Genomic DNA, 18,285 nt, shown 5'->3' on the forward strand with positions numbered 1-18,285 from the left:
GGGCATGGGCGATGGGGCAAGGGATCACTTCGGGTGTCGGTACCACGCCGCGGATCTCTTACCAGCGGGGGTCGACCGTCTCCACTTCCACCTCGGAGAAAAAATCAGGGCAAACCGCTCCGAATACGCAGGAGGAAGGCAAGGCCGACGACAATGACAGCAAGAACGCTGCCGGCAGCGATCCCTTGCGGGAGCTGATGGACGCGGCCGAGAGGATGAGCAAGGGCGTTCGGAGTCGTCTGAGGCCGGACAACATCCTGGTCGGCGGCGAGGTCGAGCGGTGGCCGCCGATGGGAGCGGCAGACAAGGCAGTAGACGGTGAAATACGCGGCGCCGGGTTCATGATGGCCGCGAAACGCCATGTCGCCAAATCGCTCGTCAACGAGCGGCGAGGCCTCGGCAACTGCGGCGAGATGTCGACGGCCGTCCTGCGCGAACTCGTCGATTACCTGTTGCAGCACAGGAGGACCGCGCGCATCGACTCGATCCAGCAGGGCGACCACGAGTTCGTCGCGATCGATCCACCGAAGCCGGGCAACGGGATCTATCCCGGGAATTTCTTGGATTGGCCCGAGGACTCCATCATCGTCGATCCCTGGATGGAGATCGTGTGCCCGGCGCCCGGCTACCCGGACGCGATGCGGGCGAAAGCCGCGGAGTGGGCGAGTCAGAACAAGACCATCGGCACCACCGTGATGGTCTCCAAGAAGAACGGTGGTAGGGATTGGGTGCCCAAGGAGTTGTCCCCGCAGGAGTTCGTCGATAGCATCCTGGGAAAGGGCGGCTGGACGAACACCAAGTCCCACGAGCTTGGTAGTCTCGAGAAGCTGAAGACGGAGATGGATCTCGCCATCCAATGGGTCGACGATTTGTACGCCAAGGCGGCCAAGACGTCGAACTGAGCGCACCCGCCGCGAAGGGCGTGCGCCGCGAGGGCCGTCTGCGTCGACCTCGGGGGGGTCGACGAGCAGCTCGATGCCCTCGCCAAGCTCGACGCCACGTCGGCTCGCCGCCGGACCTTCAGCCTGGTCTGCCCCCACCTCGGGATGGGCGCGATGATGCCGAGGCAGTCGACGGATTTCGCCCGATTGCCTTGCAGAAATCCACGGGTTGACTTTCGCCGGGCGCGCGACGAAGCTCGGCCGCCGGAGCAGGCGAGGATCGATATGGGTTGGAATTTCGGCGGCGTCGTCATCGATTTCGACTTTCGCAGCGTGGTCGACGAGCTCTTGGAGCCGGCGGACCGGCGATTCATCAACGGCCGCGAGACGCCCGAGGAGAGGCGGCAGAAGGCGTTGATGGACGTGGGCACGCTCGTCCTGCGGCTCCTCGGGTACGGCGCGGACGTGGCCGATGCGCCGATCGAGTTCTCCGACGCGGCGAGCGCGTCGTTCGAGGATTACGCGGTGGGGGAGATCGGCGGCAAGACGATCGTCCTCGGCGCAGGCATCGCGCTCGCTCAGGAGACGGCGGAGCTGGTGGAGCGCCTCGCCGCCATCTCGCGCGAGCGCGGCGCGGTGCTCGTATTCTGGTTCAACGACGCCTCGGGCAGCTACATGTTCTCGGTCTTTCGCGACGGCGCGCGGGTCCGTTTCCGCAGCACCGGCCCCGGCCTCTCGGGCGACGAGGGGGAGCGCGTCGCGGGCGAGCCCCAGGCGCCCTGCCATGGGCACGATTACGAGATGGCAGTGCTCGAAGCGTTCGTGGGGCGCCCGTTCCGGGAGCTCGAGCACCTGCAGATGGAGCGCTTCGACGCGTAGCGGCGGCCTCCGTCGATTGTGAATAGCCGCGGCTCCGGATACCTGGCCCGGAATCGCGGCCGATCGCGTCAGCGCGCCCGGTCGCCCATCTCGCCGGTCGCCGGAGGGTTGTTCTTGTGCGGCTCGGGCTCCTTCGGCGTCCTGGGGTCCTGCGAGCCGGTCGGCGGAGGGGTGTTCATCGTGCCCTGCTGGTTGCGGGTGCCGGTCGGCGGATCGACGCCCATCTCGCCCTGCTGGCCGTTGGGGCCGACCGGCGGATTGGGGCCCTGCGGATCGCGAATGCCGTCCGGCCGAGGGGTGCCCATCGCGCCCTGCCCGGTCGGGGTATTCCGCGTACCCTTCTGCTCCGAGGGCGGATTCTGGCCCATCGAGCCCTGCGGCGTATCGCGGGTCTCGACGTTGCGGCCCAGGCCGACGTCGCCCGGGGCGGTGTCGGACGGGCGTTGCGAGCTCGGCGTGCCCATCGAGCCTGGCGACGCGTTCGGGCCGCCGACTGCGCCGCCTTCCGCGGGCGTCGGGCTCGAGCTGTCGGCGCCGCCCTGGCCGCTCAGGCCGCGGGGCGGGCCCTGCGTGCGGGTGTAGACCGTAGAGCGGTCCGACTTGTCGGCGGGGGCGTCACGGGGGCGGCTCTGGCAGCCGGCGGCCGGCGCGATCAGCAGCAGCGTGAGCAGCCAGCGGGATTGATTGCACCACGGAATCATCACAGTCCTCCTCGCATCAATGGCGGGGCCGATTCGCGGGTCCCCGCGCGGTCACGAAAACGTACCGCGGGCGGCTCGCTCCGCAAGCTCAGGCGAGGTCGATCACGGCGGGCGGTCGGCGGCGAATCGGGCCAGTTCAACTCGCTCCGAGGCCGGGCGACTGCGGCGCGTGCGGGTGGGGCGGCTCGCCGTGCGGGCTGCGGGCGGCCCACGCCTCGAACTCGACCGGGTCGTGGGCACACAGGACGCGGACCTCGTCGCGGCGCTGATACACCAGGTCGCGCAGGCGCTGCTGATTGCGCAGTCGGGCCCGGCGATCGACCTCCATCATCGCCTGATAGGCGCGCAGGCCCAGCGGGCAGTGGACGCGGTCGGTGTTGAGCTCGCCGCGGTAGAAGTACGCGTCGCCGGCGTGCAGCAGCCAGCCTTCCCCGGTCTGCACCGCCACCCCGGCGTGACCGGCGGTGTGGCCCACCAGCGGGATCAGCAGGAGCTCCGGCGGCAGCCCCACCAGCCCGCGCACGCACTCGAAGCCGAACCAGGCCTCGCCTTCCTGCGGCGAGTAGGTCTGCCACGAGCCCGCGGTCGACCACTGCTGCGGCCGGTAGCGGCCGCGGGCGATCGCCCCGACCCGCTGCTGGGCGGCGTCGGCCTCGTCGGCGAGCAGGTGCACCTGGGCGTGCGGGAAGTCGGCGAGGCCGCCCGCGTGGTCGAAGTCGAGGTGCGTCAGGACGATGTGGCGGACATCGCGGGGCGACAGGCCCAGGCGCTCGATCTGCCGGACGGCCGTCTCGTCCTCGTCCAGGCGCGGGCGCATCATGCCGACGAAGAAGCGGCTGAGGCGGGTGGTCGGGCTCTGGATGTCCTCGAGGCCGAGCCCGGTGTCGACCAGCACCAGGCCGCGGTCGGTCTCGAGCAGCAGACAATGACAGGTGAGCCGCGCCGGGCCGGGGTCGTCCGCCGGCTTTCCCATCAATCGCCCGCCGTACGGGCACATGGTTCCACAATTGAGGTGATGAATGCGCACGACGAACTCCGAGGTGAAACTGGGCGGCAGTGGCCGGCGCGTCAAATCCGAGCCCGCACCCGCCCAGGGCCGCGCGCCGCCAGGGCCGCGCCGGCCCCACGTTGGGCGAGGGGCGCGGACGGCGAACGCGGAGGCGCCGTCGAGCCTGGCGCAGGGTCGACTGCGAGGACTCGCCCTGGCCCTCGTGCACCCGTCAATCGTCATGACGCCGGGCCGCCGAAGGTCGACGGTCGAGCCCGGCGCAGGGGCCGAGCGCGAGGAATTACCCTGGCCCTCGCGCGCCCGGCGATCGTCATGACCCCCGCCGAACCATGACGGTCGAGCCCGGCGGGGAGGGTCGAGTGCGAGGAATTATCCTCGCACCGGTCGCGCCAATCATCGAGAGCCCCACTGCGACGAGCGACGGCCCCGCGCCGCTGCCGCGCGGCGAGTCGTCGCCATTGCCACGAGGCGCGATACCGCGCCTTCTGCGCCGATTGGCGTGCTCCCGGGGCGCGGGGCCCGGAATCGTCGCTGCACGAGCGAACGGGGGCGCAATCACGGCCGCTCGATTGGCCGCGACATGCATTGCGTGCAACCCAAGGCCTGCATGCGAGAGCCGGACCATCCGCCGTCGCCGCCGGAGATCGAGCGGCGCCTGCAATTCCACCGCGAGCAATTGCTGCTGCTGCCGCTGATGCTCGTGGTGCCGATCATGGCGCTGCTGGGCCTGCTCGGCGGGCCGCGCGTGCGCGAGGAGATCGAGCTGCGCGGGGTCCGGCTCGGGGTGGAGTTCGCCCCGCGCGACCACCTCGAGGACTGGGGCCGCATGCACGTCACGGTCGACAATCGCTCGCCGGCGCCGCTGCCGGGCGCGCGGGCGGAGTTCGCCCGCGCCCTGCTCGATCCGCTGTGGCAGCCGTCGTTTCAGCCGCCGCTCGCGCGGATCGACGGCGACTGGTACGTGGTCGCGCTCGGCGACATCCCGCCGGGCCAGGCCCGCGTCGTCACCCTCGACTATCGCAGCACCGAACCCGGCGAGCTCACCGGGGCGATCCGCGTGCGCGCCGGCGACGAGGCCCCGGTCGAGCTGCCGATTCACATCACGGTGCTGCCGTGAACGCGAGGTGAGCGCGTGGAGACCATCGTCCGTATCGTCATCATCTACACGGTCATCATCGTCGGCCTGCGGATCCTCGGCAAGCGAGAGTTCGGCCAGCTGTCGCCGGCCGAGCTCGTCACGCTCCTCATCATCCCCGAGATCGTCTCGCCGGCGCTGGTGCGCGACGATCCGTCGCTCACCAACGCGATCGTCGGGACCACCACCCTGTTCTCGCTGGTGTTCGTGGTCTCGCTGCTCATGCACCACGTCCCCCCGCTCGAGAAGGTCGTCTCGAGCTCGCCGACCCTGCTGGTGAGCGACGGCCGGTTCCTGGCCGAGAACATGAACAAGGAGCGGATCTCGCCGGAGGAGATCTACACGGAGATGCGCAAGGCCGGCGTCTACGAGCTGTCCCAGGTGCGCTGGGTGGTGCTCGAGTCGGACGGCAAGATGTCCGTGATCCCCCGGCCCGGGGCCGCGCGCGTAGCGAATGACGACACCTCGAGTTGACGAGCGCAATGGTATGTGGACACTCTGCCTCGCCCTCTGGAGGCTCCTCGCCGGCGACGAGGAGCCCCGTCGCGTCGATCCCGATCGGCCGACGATCACCAACACCACCTCGACCGTGCCGCGCGGCGCAGTCCAGATCGAGGCCGGCGTCGACGCGCAGGTCTACGGCCGCGCGAGCCAGGACGAGTTCCTGGTGGCGACGCCGCTGATCGTCCGGATCGGCCTGCACGACCGCGTCGAGCTGCGCGTGTTCGACGGCGACCCGTTCCGCTGGGCGCTCGGTCAGACGGCCGCCCGCCAGCAGCAGGAAGTCTCCCTCGGCGCCAAGATCCTGCTGTTCGAGCGCGGCACGCGGACGAAGACGTCGCTCGGCCTGCAGCCGCAGCTGCTGCCGGTGTCGCCGCTCGGCAAGGAGACGTTCTGGGCCCCGCTGCCGGCCGTCGTCCTGCTCCTCAGCGTCGAACCCGGGGAGTGGAACATCAGCGTCAACGCCGGCATCAAGACGGCCCCCGCCGACACCGGCCGCTGCTGCGAGATCAGCGACCTGTTCACCGCCTCGTTCTCGCGCACCATCGTCGACCAGCGCCTGCGCTTCTGGGGCGAGGCCTACGCCCGCCTCGACTTCCCCCACACCGAGCTCGCCGAGCTCGCAGGCGACGCCGGCCTGATGGTGCACCTCCATCCGAGAGTCGCCCTCGACGTCGGCGCGCTGGTCGGCCGCGCCCGCCGCACCCTGGTGGTGTCGGCCCTCGCCGGCCTGTCGGTGCGCTTCGGCCCGCGCTGAGCGAGTGGTCGCATTCGCCGGTGGACCGGCGAACGCGAGCGGTCGCGAGGGACGCATTCGTGGGCGCGACCGCGCGCTCGCGGGAGCCTCGGAGTGACTCGCGCCGTGGCGATCCTCGTCGCCGCCGCGGTCGTCGTCGTGTTCGTGATCGGCCTGATGGTGTGGTTCATGCTCGCCGATCGACCGGGCCCGGACTTCGCCGCGCCGACAGGCCGACCCGGCGTTCGCGCGCGGACACTGCCTGATCGCGTGCGAGCGCTCGTGCATGCGCAGCGCCGAGCCGAAGCGGGCCCTCGCCTGCAGCGAGGAGTGCGAGCCGTGGTGCGCCGGCGCGGGCCCGTGACTCGCCCCGCGATCGAAGCCGCGAGCTCGAGCACTACTACGTCGAGGACGAATTTTCTCGGAGCACCCGCTCGTCGTCCTCCGCCGGAGGTCCTCCGGTTCTGCTCCAGCAGCGCCTGCGGGGCCGAGATCGCTTGCCCTCCGCGTCGCGCGGGGGTCACAATCCAAGCCATGAAGCCTTACTTACCTTGTCTCGCCCTGTGCATCCTCGTCGCCTGCGGCCCCGAGTCGGGCAGCGACAGCGCCGGCACCGACACCGACGCGACCGACGCGTCGACCTCCGGTACGTCGACCTCCGGCGCGTCGAGCACTGCCCCGACGACCGGCGTGTCGAGCACTGCCCCGACGACCGGCGCGTCGAGCACAGATCCGACCACCGACGACGAGCCGTTCGAGAACTCGTGCGACTGCTCGGGCCCGTGCGACCTGCCGCTGTGCGACGCCTTCACCGTCAATTGCGAGACGGACTCCTGCGACCCTGCCTGGTGGTGGGCGGTGACCGACGAGGCCGCGCTGGAGTGCGCGATCGCGGGCCTGCGGGACGGCAAGCCGGGCTTCATCGAGTGGTCGCGGGAGTTCGGGTTCCACGCCGGGACCGACGAGGTGGTCCGCGTGATGGTCCTCCCCGGTGGGTCTGTCCTCCGCAGATCGAGCACCCCGAAGATCTGCAAGAGCGGCCCGACGATGCGCGTGGCGATCGCGGAGCCCGGCCACTTCGAGGGCTGTCTGGCCGAGCCCGACGGCCTGGCCCGCTTCTTCTGCATGACCGACGGCCTGCTCGACGAGTTCTTCGAGTGCACCCCCGCCGGCCCGGGCGAGTGCGAGCCGGACGAGCCGGACCCCGACTGGCCGGAGGAGTAGGCCGCGCCGAGATCGGCGCTATGAACATTCGCCGCCGGGTCTATGCATTCGGCCGCAGGCGCGCGACCTCCCCGAGGAACGCCAGCAGGTCGTCGGCGTGGCGGTCGAACGTGAATTCGTCGCGGGTGCGCCACACTTGCTCGCGCACCGCCTGGATCCGGGCGGTGTCTCGCAGCTGCGCGGCGAGGTCGGGCATGTCGCGGGCGAACACGCCGACGCCGAGGCGGCGGGCCAGGTTCTGGCTGGCCACCCGGGCGCCGTCGTTGTCGCGCTGGATCATCGGCAGGCCCGCGGCCGCCAGCGTCGCCGCGCGCGCGGGGATGTTGAGGTCGTCCCAGTCGGCCCGGCCGATGTCGCCGTCGTTGCCGCTGGCGAAGAAGTGCAGCCAGCCGGCGTCGTAGCGCGAGAACTCCTCGACCCATCGCCGCTGGTCGACGTGCGCGTGCAGGTGCAAGTGGCGCGGCGCGACGGCCCGGGCGCTGTCGATCCAGGCGCGCCACTGGCCGTGGGTGAAGTCGCCGTAGAAGTGCAGGTGCACGTCCTCGGCCGCGAGCTCGCCGACGTGGTGCGGGTGCAGGCCGATCGGCCGCCCGGGCACGACCGTGTGGAGCGCCCCGTCGGCCTGCGACAGCCGCGGCGACGGCTCGCCGGCGAACCACTCGCGGCGCGGCAGGTCGCCGTCCAGGATCCTCGACGGGATCGCGGCGGCGCCGGCGGGCAGCACCGTGGCGAACCACTCGCGCATCTCGGGGCTCGAGTACACGAGGCCGTCGGCGCGCGTGTGCAGGTCGACCAGCGCCTCCCAGGTGCCCCTCTCGCGGCAGATGAACGGCCCCTCCTTGAAGTGCCAGACGAACGGGACGCCGGTGCCCTCGGCCAGCACCTCGCGGGCGAACGGGACCGCCTGCCAGTTGAGCAGGGCGTAGATCACGTCGGGCCGCAGGGCGCGGATCATCGTCCGCCAGTCGTCCCGCGGCAGGTCGCGCACGCGGCCGAACGGCAGCGGCCCGACGGTGTTGTACCAGTGCGGGTCCTTCATCCACAGGCCGTACAGCGAGTGGCCGCGCTCCTCGAGCGCGAGCACGCGGTCGGCGTTGTAGGCCAGCTCGCCGACCAGCAAGATCGTCAGGCCGTCGCGGGCCCGCGGCGTCGGCGGCCGCTCGCGCGCGCGGCGGTAGTGCTCGACCTCGTCGACCGCGTTGCCGACGCTGCTGTGAAACCGCAGCGGGTGCGGCACCGCGAAGCGCTGGCGAAAGGCATTGAGGCCGCCCAGCGGCTCGCGCAAGAGCTTGTGCAATTGGCCGGGGTGGTCGACCCATTCGCAGGTGACCCGCCCGGTCGCCACCGCCGGGCCGGCGGCGAGCAGGCGGTCCCACAGCATGCGGCCGAGGTCGTCGGTGACCAGCTCGTCGCGCTCCAGCCAGCGCGCGTCGGTGCTGCGATGCATCACCTGCACCAGCTGCAACGAATGGCCGGCGATGGCCCCGTCGGCGCGGCGATTGTAGTGATGACGGACCCCCGAATAGGCCAGCGTCGCCGCCGGTTCGGCGTCGAGCCGGGCGGCGAGGGCGTCGAGGTGGTCGGGCCAGTAGCGATCGTCGGACGGGAGGTAGGCGATCCGCGGCGCGCGGGCGCGATCGAGGCCGACGTTGAGGGCCGCGCCGAGGCCGAGGTTGGCAGGCAGCCGCTCGTAGCGGATCCGCGGATCGGCGAGGTAGGGCGCGACCACGGCCGCGGTGTCGTCGGGCGAGCCGTCGTCGACGACGAGCAGCTCCCAGTCGCTCCGCGCCTGCGCCAGCAGGCTGCCGATCGCGGCGGCGATGAAGCGCGCCTGGCCGTAGGTCGGCATCAGGACGGAGATCGCGGGCGCGTCGGCCGAGGGGGCGAGGGTCATGGGTGCTTTCGGTCGGCGATCGTTCGCGGGCCCTTCAGCGCCTCTCGCGGCCGCCGCCGCGCTCCGATTCGTCGCTCCGGCGCTCCTCGCCGCGCGAACGCTCCTCGCCGCCCTCGCGCGCCTCGCCGCCCTCGCGCTCCCTGCTCCGCGAACGCTTGCGCTCTCCGCCCTGCTCGTCTTCCTCTTCGGTCTGGCCCATGGCCCGCGTCACGTCTTTCATGCTGCGAAACTCCTGATCGGGCATCGCCTCGAGCTCGCGCACCACCGCGTCGCCGGCGTTGTTGTCGCGGGCGTGGCGGATCAGGTCCTTCTTGGTGACGGGGAAATCGATGCCGCGGAGCTGGTGCGTCAGCTCGATGGGGGAGGTGGCTGTCTTGGTCATGATCGTCTCCTGCGGGCCCGATGGGTAGCACCCGCGTCCTGCTCGTCAAGCAGGGGCCCGGCCTCAATCACACCACCTCGAGCGACGATGATTCACCGCACCACGAGCGCCGGGCCGGCGTCGTCCGCCCTCCGCGCATTGTCTGGTAAATACCCGCGAGCGGGCCGGGCCGCGGCCGAAAGCATCGTCTCGCGCGGGTCGCCGGGCTCCGCGGGCCGTCCTCGTGCTTGCCCGATCGACCCGCGGGGGCATGCTTGCGCGACGAGCCGCGGCTGCGGTGGTTGCTCGCCCGGTCGGAGCGCCCGAAAGCTTGCGCGTGCAATCTCATCCGTCGTCAAGTTCATGCCGACCCTCGACGTCCTGATCCCGACCTGCGATCGCCCGGCCGCGCTGGCCGTCACGCTGACCAGCCTGAGCGCGCAGACGCTGGCCGCGCCCGGGGGGACGCCCTTCCGCGTGGTCGTGTCCGACCAGGGCGAGGCGCCGGTCGCCGACGCCGGCGAGCTGCGCGCCGTGGTGCGGGTGCTGCGGGCCCACGGGCACGAGGTCGTGCTGCACCGCCACCTGCCCCGGCGCGGCCTGGCCGAGCAGCGCCACTTCCTGCTCGAGCAGGCCCGCGCCGACCAATTGCTGTTCCTCGACGACGACCTGCTGCTCGAGCCGTGGGTGGTCGCGCAGATGACCGCCGCCCTCGCGCAGCAGGGCTGCGGCTTCGTCGGCAGCGCGGTCATCGGCCTCAGCCTGGTCGACTCGGTGCGGCCGCATCAGCAGCGCGTCGAGCTGTGGCCCGGCCGCGTCGAGCCCGAGCTGGTCGAGCACGGCAGCCACGCCTGGCAGCGCCACGAGCTGCACAACGCCGCCAACCTGTGGCACGTCCAGCGCGCGCTCGGGCTCGGGCCGGCGGCGACGCGCTGTTACAAGGTCGCGTGGGTCGGCGGCTGCGTGCTCTACGACGCGGCCAAGCTGCGGGCCGTCGGCGGCTTCGGCTTCTGGACCGAGCTGCCGCGCGAACACTGCGGCGAGGACGTGCTGGCCCAGCTGCGGGTCATGGCCCGCTTCGGCGGCTGCGGCCTGATGCCGAGCGGCGTGTACCACCTCGAGTTGCCGACCACCGTGCCCAATCGCGAGGTCGACGCGCCGCGGGTGCTCCCGGTCGGGCCTGCTCCTTCGCGAGTGCCCTGATTCGCGTTTCCTGCTGCGCCGGCGGCGGCGCGGCGGTACGTCCGCCGCTTGCGGGGTGCGTGACCGCTCGCGGGCCCCGCTTGCGACGGCCGCGGCCTCGGCCTAGCCTCGCTCCCTCATGGCCTCCTCGCCGCGATCTGCAGTCTCCGCGCGCCGCGACGGCCGGAGGACGCGCGCGGCCCGTGCTGGAGCGGTCCGCGCGAGTCGATGATGACGCGTGACGACGACGAGCTCGCCAGAGAGCGCGAGCGGCTGCAGATCACCCTCGCCAGCATCGGCGACGCGGTGATCAGCACCGACGTCGAGGCCCGCGTCACCTACCTCAACCCGGTCGCCGAGGCGCTGACCGGCTGGCCGGCGAGCGAGGCGGTCGGTCGCCCGCTGACCGAGGTGTTCCAGATCCTCCACGAGTACACGCGCGCGCCGGTGGAGAACCCGGCGCTGAAGGCCCTGCGCGAGGGGGTGGTCGTCGGCCTGGCGAATCACACCAGCCTGCTCGCCCGCGGCGGCGGCGAGCGCCCGATCGACGACAGCGCCGCGCCGATCCGCGACTCCGGCGGGCGCCCGGTCGGGGCCGTCCTCGTGTTCCGCGACGTCAGCGAGCGCCGCCGGGCCGAGGAGGCGCAAGCCCGCCTGGCGGCGATCGTCGCCTCGTCGGAGGACGCGATCGTCAGCAAGACCCTCGACGGCGTCATCCGCACCTGGAACGCCGGCGCCGAGCGGCTGTTCGGTTACACCGAGGCCGAGGCCGTGGGCCGGCCGATCACGCTGATCATCCCGCCCGAGCGGATCGACGAGGAGAAGCGGATCCTGGCGCGGCTGGTCCACGGCGAGCGCGTCGAGTGGTTCGAGACCGTGCGCGTGGCCCGGGACGGCCGCCGCCTCCACATCTCGCTGACCGTGTCGCCGCTGCGCGACGCCGAAGGTCGGGTGATCGGCGCGTCGAAGATCGCCCGCGACATCACGGCGCAGAAGCGGGCGGAGGCGGCGTTGCGGTCCAGCGAGGGCCGCCACCGCTTCCTCGCCGAGCTGGCGGCCGCGACCCAGCCGCTGACCGACCCCGACGCGATCCTGACCGTCACCGCGCGCCTGCTCGCCGAGTACGTCGGCGCCGACCGCTGCGCCTACGCCGAGGTCGAGGACGACGTGTTCGTGATCGCCGGCGATTACGCGCGCGGGGTCCCCAGCATGGTCGGCCGCTGGCCGGTGGTCGGGTTCGGCCAGGCGCTGATGGACACGATGTGGGCCCACGAGCCGTTCGTGATCGAGGACGTGGACCTCGATCCGCGCGTCGGCCATGACCTCTCGGCCTACCGGGCGGCCCACATCGGCGCCGGGATCTGCGTGCCCTTGCACAAGCAAGGAAGATTCATCGCCACGATGGCGATCCACACCCGGGCGCCGCGGCGCTGGCTGGCGGAGGAGGTGACCCTCCTGCGCACGGTGGCCGATCGCTGCTGGGAGGCGCTCGAGCGGGCCCGCGCGGCCCGGCGCCTGCGCGACAGCGAGGCCCGCTACCGCGCGATCGTCGAGGCCACGCCGGAGTGCGTCGACCTGCTCGCGCCCGACGGCACCGTGCTGCAGATGAACTCGGCCGGCCTGCGCATGCTCGAGACCGACGGCGAGATGGCGCTGGGGCGCAGCATCTACGAGGCCATCGCCCCCGAGGACCGCGCGGCGTTCCGCGCCTTCCATGACCGCGTGTGCCGCGGCGAGCCGGGCACGCTCGCGTTCGACATGGTCGGCCGGCGCGGCACCCGGCGACACATGGAGTCGACCGCGGTCCCGCTGCCCGCGGCCCGCGGCGGCTGGAACCACCTCGCGGTCAGCCGCGACGTCACCGAGCGGACGGCGGCCGAGCGAGCGCTGGCCGACAGCCGGGCGCGCCTCGACTTCGCGGTGCGGCTGTCCGGGGTCGGCTTCTGGTACTGCGACCTGCCATTCGACGAGCTGCAGTGGGACGAGCGGGTCAAGGAGCACTTCTGGCTGCCGCCCGCGGCGCGCGTCACCATCGAGACGTTCTACGAGCGCATACACCCGGAGGACCGCGAGCGGACGCGGGCGTCGATCGAGGCATCGATCGGCGACGTGGCGCCCTACGACATCGACTACCGCACGGTCGACCCGGCCACCGGCGCGATCAAGTGGATCCGCGCGCTCGGCGGGACTGTCCGCGCCGCCGACGGCACGCCGCTCCGCTTCGACGGGGTGACGGTCGACATGACCGAGCGCAAGCGCGACGAGCAGCGCCTGGAGGCCGCCCTCGCGCGCGAGCAGGCGCAGGCCCACATGCTGCGGCAGGTGGCCGACGCGTCGCTCGCCATCCACTCGGCGCAATCGCTCGAGTGCGTGCTGCAGACGGTGGCCGAGCAGGCGCGGCGGATCATCGGCGCCGGCCATGCCTGCGCCGGCCTGACCGCGATCGACGACTCGTCGGCCGCGCTGGCCGTGACGACCACGCTCGACGGCGTGCGCCGCGAGTACGGCGCGCCCGCCGGCGTCGAGGTGCTGGTCGACCTGGTATCGCGGAGCCAGCGGCCGCTGCGGCTGGCCGCCGAGGGCTCCGCCCCGCGCGGCGACGGCGGCGGGCCGCGGCGGTGGTTGGCGGCGCCGTTCGTCGCTCGCAACGGCGAGAACCTCGGCCTGGTGCAGCTGTGGGACGAGCGCGACGGCGGGTTCGACGAGAGCGACGAGGTCGTGCTGGTCCAGCTGGCGCACATCACCTCGGTGGCGATCGAGAACGCCCGGCTGTACGCGGCGCTGCGCGAGCAGGACCGGCGCAAGGACGAGTTCCTGGCGCTGCTGGCCCACGAGCTGCGCAACCCGCTGGCGCCGATCCGCAACGGCCTCGAGGCGCTGCGGCTGTCGGACGACCCGGTGCTGCAGGCCCGCACGCAGGCGGTGATGGACCGCCAGCTCGGGCACATGGTCCGGCTCATCGACGACCTGCTCGACATCTCGCGGATCAGCCGCAACAAGATGGAGCTGCGCCGCTCGCGGGTGCTGCTCGCCGACGTGGTGAGCAACGCGATCGAGACGGCGCGGCCGTTCATCGACGCGGCGCGGCACACCCTCGAGGTCTCGCTGCCGCCCGGGCCCGTCGTCCTCGACGCCGACCTGACCCGGCTCGCGCAGGTGTTCAGCAACCTGCTGACCAACAGCGCCAAGTACACGCCGCCCGGCGGTCACATCCAGCTGTCCGCCGAGCTCGGCGACCGCGAGGTGCGGGTGGTGGTCCGCGACGACGGGATCGGCATCCCGCAGGCGGCGCTGACGAGCATCTTCGACATGTTCTCGCAGATCGATCGCTCCATCGAGCGCTCGAACGGGGGCCTCGGGATCGGGCTGGCGCTGGTCAAGGGGCTGGTCGAGATGCACGGCGGGACGGTCACCGGCGACAGCCCGGGGCCGGGCCAGGGCAGCTTCTTCACCGTGACGCTGCCGGTGATCGCGGCGGCGCCGCGAGCGACCGGGGCAGGCGGCGGCAACGAGCGCGACGGCGGCGGAGGACAGCGCGTCCTGGTCGTCGACGACAACGAAGACTCGGCGCTGACGATGGCGATGATGCTGCGCTTGCTCGGCCACCAGGTCCAGACGGCGCACGACGGCCACCAGGCGCTCGCGGCGGCGGAGTCGTTCCGGCCCGACATCATCCTCATGGACATGGGGATGCCGCGGCTGAACGGCTATGACGCGACGCGGCAGATCCGGGCGAAGCCGTGGGGCGCCGCCATTCGCATCATCGCCCTCACCGGTTGGGGGCAGGACAGCGACCGCTTGCGCTCGAAGGAGGCGGGTTGCGACCTGCACCTGGTCAAGCCGGTGTCGCTGGCGGAGCTCAAGAAGCTGCTCGCCTCGTCGTGAGGCCGCGCGAGCTCCGCGGCGCCCGTGCGGGCGCGCTCGGCCGGGCTCCGCGGCGAGGTACCGCTCGCGAACGGCGAGAGGCTGGCGCCGCGCGGCGGGTTCAGCCACGAGAACGGGCGAATGACGCGGCGCGCCGATCGGGACGAGGCAGAGCTCGACGAGCTCTACGCGGCGCCGCTGGCCGAGTTCACCGCGGTGCGCGACGCGCTGGCCAAGCAGCTGCGGGCGCAGGGGGACAGCGCCGGCGCGACGCGGGTGAAGTCGCTGCGCAAGCCGAGCACCTCGGTGTGGGCGATCAATCAATTGGCGCGCCGCGAGCCGAAGCGCCTCGAGGCGCTGCTGCGCGCGGGTGAACGGATGCGCGAGGCCCACGGGGCGGCGGCGGTGCGCGAGGCGACGCGGGCCCACCACGAGCTGGTGTGGGAGCTGCTGCAGAAGGCCACCGACGTGCTGGCAGAGGCCGGCATCCGCACGCCCGGGGCGCACCTCGACGGCATTCGCATCACCCTGCAATCGGCCCCGACTGCGAGCGAGCACGAGCGCGAGCTGCTGCGCCGCGGGATGCTGACGGCGGAGCTCGAGCCGGCCGACGTCGCCGACGTGATGCACCTGCTCGCGGGGCGAGTCGGCGGGGCGATCGAGGCGCCGGAGGCGAAGGAGGAGCGCGCGAAGGAGGAGCGCGCGGAGGAGGAGCCCGCGGAGGAGGCGCGGAGCGAGCGAGCGGAGACGAGGCGCAAGCGGGCGAAGGCGACGCGCGGCGCGAAGGAGCGTCGCCAACGGGCGCTCCCCGAGCGGGCGAAGCGAGCGAAGCCCGGGCGAGCGAAGGCGACGCGCGGCGCGAAGGAGCGTCGCCAACGGGCGCTCCCCGAGCGGGCGAAGCGAGCGAAGCCCGGGCGGGCGAAGGCGGAGCCGAAGCGCGGGCGGGTCGCAGTCGATCGGGCAGCCGAGAAGGCGGCGCGGGCAGCCGAGAAGGCGGCGCGGGCAGCCGAGAAGGCGGAGCTTCAGCGCGAGCAGGCCGAGCAGCGCCGCGCCGAACAGGTGGAGCGGAAGCGACAGACGACGCTCCGCCGCGCCCACGAGAAGGCGACCCGCGAGGCGCGACGCCGGGCAGAGCTGACGGAGCGCGCCGAGGCAGCCGCGCGAGAGGCCGACCGCGAGGCCCGAGCGGCAGAACGCGCGGCGCAGGCGGCCAGACAGCGGGCGGACAAGGCGGAGCAGGCGGCGTCGGAGGCCCGCGCGGAAGCGGAGAGCGCCGAGGAGGCGCGCGCGGCCGCCGAACGCGAGCTCGACGAGGACGCTTCGAAGTCCTCACGCGGGCGCGCGAGGTCGGGGCGGGCGCGTTGAGCGGGAGGGTCCCGGCGGTCCGAACGCGGCGCTCGCGGGCTGACTTCGGCGGAGGGGCAGGGAGCCGTTCGGCGGCTCGAGCAATCGCTGCGTCTCACGGGCACTGGCGACTGTGAGCACAGTCCAGCGAGAGCTACCCGGGGGGCCATGATCGGCGAGGTCGAATCAGCCCATCGCGGCCCTATTGGGCCAGGGAAGGCGAGCAATGGAGGCGCTGCGAGGGCCGCGGCAAGGGCGAGCCGGCGAGGTCGGCACGGCGCTTGGGCGAGCGAGCAATGGCGGCACTTCGGGATCGGCCTTCGGCGGTTCGCGCGCGAGGCCGCGGCGGACGCTCGCTCCGGCGGCCCGAGCAATTGCCGCCCGAATGCCGCCGTGACGATGAACTCGCGCGAGGTTCCGTCCGCTGGAGGTCGGCCGTACGCAAGGGCTCGCTTGTCGCGCGACGAACCTGGCTCATTTCTTTTAATAAGATAAGCAAGAGAATCATGCCGACCGAGCAAGGGCCGCCGCGTCCGGATGAGCAGTCGCCGTGTGACGAGCGCGCGCGCCGGTGGATCCACGACCGCCGCAATCAGGACGAATACGACGACCGGGAGGAGCGCGAGGACGTGCCGACTCCGCCGGAGCCGCGTCCGAAGAGTCGCTGATTCGCGGCGCCGCGGGTCGATCGCGGTCGCGCGATTCGCCCTCCTGCGCGAACACCAGCCAGAGTCCGACGAAGACGGCGAGCAGCGAGCCGGACAGGGCCAGGGAGAGCGCCACGCTCTTGGTGACGCGCGAGGTGATGATAGAGAGATCGATGGAGACCGCGAGCATGAGCGGCACCAGGCCGAGGGTCGCGTAGATCGTGGCGAGCCGGGCGAGGTCGGCGGCGATCGTTCCCACGCAGGAGTCGCGGACCCGCGCCGCCTCCGCGCCGCGCGGCGCACCGCCGAATCGGCCGGCGCGGGTATTTCCCAGCGCGGAACAGCCGCTGCCGGACCACGGCGATTCGCCGCGCCGGATCGGCCCGCGACGATCGCGGCTCGCAGGGCGTCGTTGCGCGGGCGCGAGGCTCTGCTTGAATGAGAGGCGGCGACGGACCGAGTCGCCATCGGCCATCGCTGTGTCCGATCGGGGGTCCGATCACGGGCGCTCCCTCGGGGCGCCCGTGATCGGTTTTTTAAAGAAATACAGAAATACGAGGCCCGCGAGCGGAGGACGAACTCCCGCGGAGTCGCGGGCCTCTTCGTACTCACGCCCACGTCGCCGAGTGGCTCGAGTCGGCGCGCGAGCGTGCTCGAGGCCAGCGCCACCGCCACTTTCAGCCAGCCGACGGTGCGCGACGTCTCCGGCCTGACCTGCACCGGCTCCACTCTTGAGCGTGCATTCCGGGCGGACGCGCAATGTGACGACCGAGCGGCGGAGATCCGTGGCCTATATATATTTATATATATATAATACAGGTCGGAGCGTCGGTTCAGCGCACGAGCAGGTCGGGCCGTGGTCGGCCGTGGACCGGCACGGTCGGCCAGGACGGATCGACCGTGAGGAACTCGAGCTCGCCGCCGCGGAGCAGCGCGGTGTCTTCGATCTTCATCCCCGGCAGGGAAGGGTTGTAGGCGACTGCGCCGTCGTCCGCGAGGGTCTGGGAGTTCCCCGGGCGGACGAGGGACTCGCGGGCCGCGTAGCCGCACGGGCCGCCCTGGTGGTGGGCCTCCTCGGCCCTGGGCTGGCCCGCGTGCGCGTAGGCGGCGGTCATCGCCGCGAACACCGCCGACAGCTCCGCGCCGGGCGTCGACGCTGCGAACGCTGCCGCCTCGACCTCGGCGACGACGGCGGCCGCGCGGCGCTCCGCGGGCGTGGGTGTCCGAAAGTACAGGTGACGCGTCAGGCAGGCGTAGAGGCCGTGGCGGCGGGCGCAGAACACCATCATCGCGCGGGCGCCGAGCGGCTCGTCGCGCGGGGTCGGGTGGCGATAGAGCGGCAGGCGGCGCTCGCCGGCCGCGAGGATCAGCGCCGGTTCGATGCCGCGCGACCCCAGCGCCTCGCTGCCTGCGCCGGCCAGCTGCAGCTCCGTCCATTCCGGGCGGGCCGCCTGCAGCGCCGCAGTCATCGCCTCCGCGGCCGCGCGACCGAGTCGGCGGTAGCGCTCCTGCTCGGGCCCCGTCAGCGACCAGCGCGCGCGCGCCAGCGGGCCCGGCAGCGGGACCTCGTCCGCTTCGGGGCGATCGGAGGCGACCCGGCCTCCGCCGGCGCAGCGGGCGACGAATTGCTCGCGCTGCTCCGGCGCCGCCCACGGGTGCGACCACAGCGGCAGCTCCGTGACCTCCTCCGCCTGCAGGCGCTCGCGCTCGATCGCGTCGGTCAGGACCCACGCCTCGTCGGCGGTGATCAGCACCTCGGCCACCCCGCGCTCGCTGGTCGCCAGCACGACGCTCGAACCGCCGGCAGTCGCCCACGCGAACCAGTCCGAGCCGCGCAGGCGCACTGCCGCCAGCCGCGACGCTCGCAGGCAGCGGCGGACCAGCGCCAGCTTGTCGGCGATCTCCGTCATTCGCGGCACATCGGGCG

General features: G+C 72.4%; 16 protein-coding genes. 10 read left to right on the plus strand and 6 right to left on the minus strand.

Annotation, left to right across the window (positions count from 1 at the left end; all coding sequences use genetic code 11):
* Window positions 1–11: 11 nt before the first annotated feature.
* Together O0S08_RS02955 and O0S08_RS02960 are read left to right on the plus strand one after the other, a co-directional pair.
* Window positions 12–902, plus strand: coding sequence for a hypothetical protein (locus O0S08_RS02955; RefSeq protein WP_269037428.1), 891 nt, complete (start codon window positions 12–14; stop codon window positions 900–902).
* Between the two features lie 144 nt (window positions 903–1,046).
* A complete protein-coding gene (locus O0S08_RS02960) occupies window positions 1,047–1,760 on the plus strand; it encodes a hypothetical protein (RefSeq protein ID WP_269037429.1) in 714 nt (237 codons plus the stop codon).
* Window positions 1,761–1,828: 68 nt separating this feature from the next.
* Here the strand turns inward: O0S08_RS02960 and O0S08_RS02965 are convergent, their stop codons facing one another.
* Together O0S08_RS02965 and O0S08_RS02970 are read right to left on the minus strand one after the other, a co-directional pair.
* Window positions 1,829–2,461, minus strand: coding sequence for a collagen-like domain-containing protein (locus O0S08_RS02965; RefSeq protein ID WP_269037430.1), 633 nt, complete (start codon window positions 2,459–2,461; stop codon window positions 1,829–1,831).
* A 136-nt stretch (window positions 2,462–2,597) separates the two neighbouring features.
* Window positions 2,598–3,488 carry an MBL fold metallo-hydrolase gene (locus tag O0S08_RS02970; RefSeq protein WP_269037431.1) on the minus strand — a complete coding sequence of 297 codons (891 nt, stop codon included), beginning with the start codon at window positions 3,486–3,488 and terminating at the stop codon, window positions 2,598–2,600.
* A 589-nt stretch (window positions 3,489–4,077) separates the two neighbouring features.
* Here O0S08_RS02970 and O0S08_RS02975 point away from each other — a divergent pair.
* The 4 genes from O0S08_RS02975 to O0S08_RS02990 all read left to right on the plus strand — a co-directional run bounded on the left by O0S08_RS02975 (window position 4,078) and on the right by O0S08_RS02990 (window position 7,066).
* On the plus strand, window positions 4,078–4,587 hold the full coding sequence (locus O0S08_RS02975; protein WP_269037432.1) for a hypothetical protein: 510 nt from the start codon (window positions 4,078–4,080) through the stop codon (window positions 4,585–4,587).
* Between the two features lie 15 nt (window positions 4,588–4,602).
* Window positions 4,603–5,079: a DUF421 domain-containing protein gene (locus O0S08_RS02980; RefSeq protein ID WP_269037433.1), complete on the plus strand. Its 477-nt coding sequence runs from the start codon at window positions 4,603–4,605 to the stop codon at window positions 5,077–5,079.
* Window positions 5,080–5,092: 13 nt separating this feature from the next.
* Entirely contained in the window at window positions 5,093–5,863 is a 771-nt protein-coding gene (locus O0S08_RS02985; protein ID WP_269037434.1) for a transporter family protein, read from the plus strand.
* A gap of 513 nt (window positions 5,864–6,376) precedes the next feature.
* On the plus strand, window positions 6,377–7,066 hold the full coding sequence (locus tag O0S08_RS02990; RefSeq protein ID WP_269037435.1) for a hypothetical protein: 690 nt from the start codon (window positions 6,377–6,379) through the stop codon (window positions 7,064–7,066).
* Between the two features lie 40 nt (window positions 7,067–7,106).
* On the opposite strand, the gene O0S08_RS02995 is transcribed toward O0S08_RS02990, so the two are convergent.
* Entirely contained in the window at window positions 7,107–8,960 is a 1,854-nt protein-coding gene (locus tag O0S08_RS02995) for a glycosyltransferase family 2 protein (protein WP_269037436.1), read from the minus strand.
* 34 nt (window positions 8,961–8,994) lie between these two features.
* Complete coding sequence (locus tag O0S08_RS03000; RefSeq protein ID WP_269037437.1) at window positions 8,995–9,342, minus strand: DUF2795 domain-containing protein; 348 nt, start codon at window positions 9,340–9,342, stop codon at window positions 8,995–8,997.
* 20 nt (window positions 9,343–9,362) lie between these two features.
* On the opposite strand from O0S08_RS03000, the gene O0S08_RS03005 reads away from it, so the two are divergent.
* From O0S08_RS03005 to O0S08_RS03020, 4 genes are all read left to right on the plus strand, one after another.
* Entirely contained in the window at window positions 9,363–9,491 is a 129-nt protein-coding gene (locus O0S08_RS03005; RefSeq protein ID WP_269037438.1) for a hypothetical protein, read from the plus strand.
* 193 nt (window positions 9,492–9,684) lie between these two features.
* Complete coding sequence (locus tag O0S08_RS03010; RefSeq protein ID WP_269037439.1) at window positions 9,685–10,524, plus strand: glycosyltransferase; 840 nt, start codon at window positions 9,685–9,687, stop codon at window positions 10,522–10,524.
* A 207-nt stretch (window positions 10,525–10,731) separates the two neighbouring features.
* Window positions 10,732–14,388: a PAS domain S-box protein gene (locus O0S08_RS03015; protein ID WP_269037440.1), complete on the plus strand. Its 3,657-nt coding sequence runs from the start codon at window positions 10,732–10,734 to the stop codon at window positions 14,386–14,388.
* A gap of 120 nt (window positions 14,389–14,508) precedes the next feature.
* Complete coding sequence (locus O0S08_RS03020; protein WP_269037441.1) at window positions 14,509–15,732, plus strand: hypothetical protein; 1,224 nt, start codon at window positions 14,509–14,511, stop codon at window positions 15,730–15,732.
* Window positions 15,733–16,215: 483 nt separating this feature from the next.
* On the opposite strand, the gene O0S08_RS03025 is transcribed toward O0S08_RS03020, so the two are convergent.
* Together O0S08_RS03025 and O0S08_RS03030 are read right to left on the minus strand one after the other, a co-directional pair.
* Complete coding sequence (locus tag O0S08_RS03025; RefSeq protein WP_269037442.1) at window positions 16,216–16,833, minus strand: hypothetical protein; 618 nt, start codon at window positions 16,831–16,833, stop codon at window positions 16,216–16,218.
* A 358-nt stretch (window positions 16,834–17,191) separates the two neighbouring features.
* Window positions 17,192–18,268: a M24 family metallopeptidase gene (locus tag O0S08_RS03030; RefSeq protein ID WP_269037443.1), complete on the minus strand. Its 1,077-nt coding sequence runs from the start codon at window positions 18,266–18,268 to the stop codon at window positions 17,192–17,194.
* Window positions 18,269–18,285 lie beyond the last annotated feature (17 nt).

Source organism: Nannocystis punicea, from assembly GCF_026965555.1.
Taxonomy (GTDB): Bacteria; Myxococcota_A; Polyangia; order Nannocystales; family Nannocystaceae; genus Nannocystis; species Nannocystis punicea.

Bases quoted from the DNA above. Each gene is read 5' to 3' on its own strand.
- O0S08_RS02955 (WP_269037428.1), top strand. From the start codon at position 12: ATGGGGCAAGGGATCACTTCGGGTGTCGGTACCACGCCGCGGATCTCT.
- O0S08_RS02960 (WP_269037429.1), top strand. From the start codon at position 1,047: ATGGGCGCGATGATGCCGAGGCAGTCGACGGATTTCGCCCGATTGCCT.
- O0S08_RS02965 (WP_269037430.1), bottom strand. From the start codon at position 2,461: ATGATTCCGTGGTGCAATCAATCCCGCTGGCTGCTCACGCTGCTGCTG.
- O0S08_RS02975 (WP_269037432.1), top strand. From the start codon at position 4,078: ATGCGAGAGCCGGACCATCCGCCGTCGCCGCCGGAGATCGAGCGGCGC.
- O0S08_RS02985 (WP_269037434.1), top strand. From the start codon at position 5,093: ATGTGGACACTCTGCCTCGCCCTCTGGAGGCTCCTCGCCGGCGACGAG.
- O0S08_RS02990 (WP_269037435.1), top strand. From the start codon at position 6,377: ATGAAGCCTTACTTACCTTGTCTCGCCCTGTGCATCCTCGTCGCCTGC.
- O0S08_RS02995 (WP_269037436.1), bottom strand. From the start codon at position 8,960: ATGACCCTCGCCCCCTCGGCCGACGCGCCCGCGATCTCCGTCCTGATG.
- O0S08_RS03000 (WP_269037437.1), bottom strand. From the start codon at position 9,342: ATGACCAAGACAGCCACCTCCCCCATCGAGCTGACGCACCAGCTCCGC.
- O0S08_RS03005 (WP_269037438.1), top strand. From the start codon at position 9,363: ATGGGTAGCACCCGCGTCCTGCTCGTCAAGCAGGGGCCCGGCCTCAAT.
- O0S08_RS03010 (WP_269037439.1), top strand. From the start codon at position 9,685: ATGCCGACCCTCGACGTCCTGATCCCGACCTGCGATCGCCCGGCCGCG.
- O0S08_RS03015 (WP_269037440.1), top strand. From the start codon at position 10,732: ATGATGACGCGTGACGACGACGAGCTCGCCAGAGAGCGCGAGCGGCTG.
- O0S08_RS03020 (WP_269037441.1), top strand. From the start codon at position 14,509: ATGACGCGGCGCGCCGATCGGGACGAGGCAGAGCTCGACGAGCTCTAC.
- O0S08_RS03025 (WP_269037442.1), bottom strand. From the start codon at position 16,833: ATGGCCGATGGCGACTCGGTCCGTCGCCGCCTCTCATTCAAGCAGAGC.
- O0S08_RS03030 (WP_269037443.1), bottom strand. From the start codon at position 18,268: ATGACGGAGATCGCCGACAAGCTGGCGCTGGTCCGCCGCTGCCTGCGA.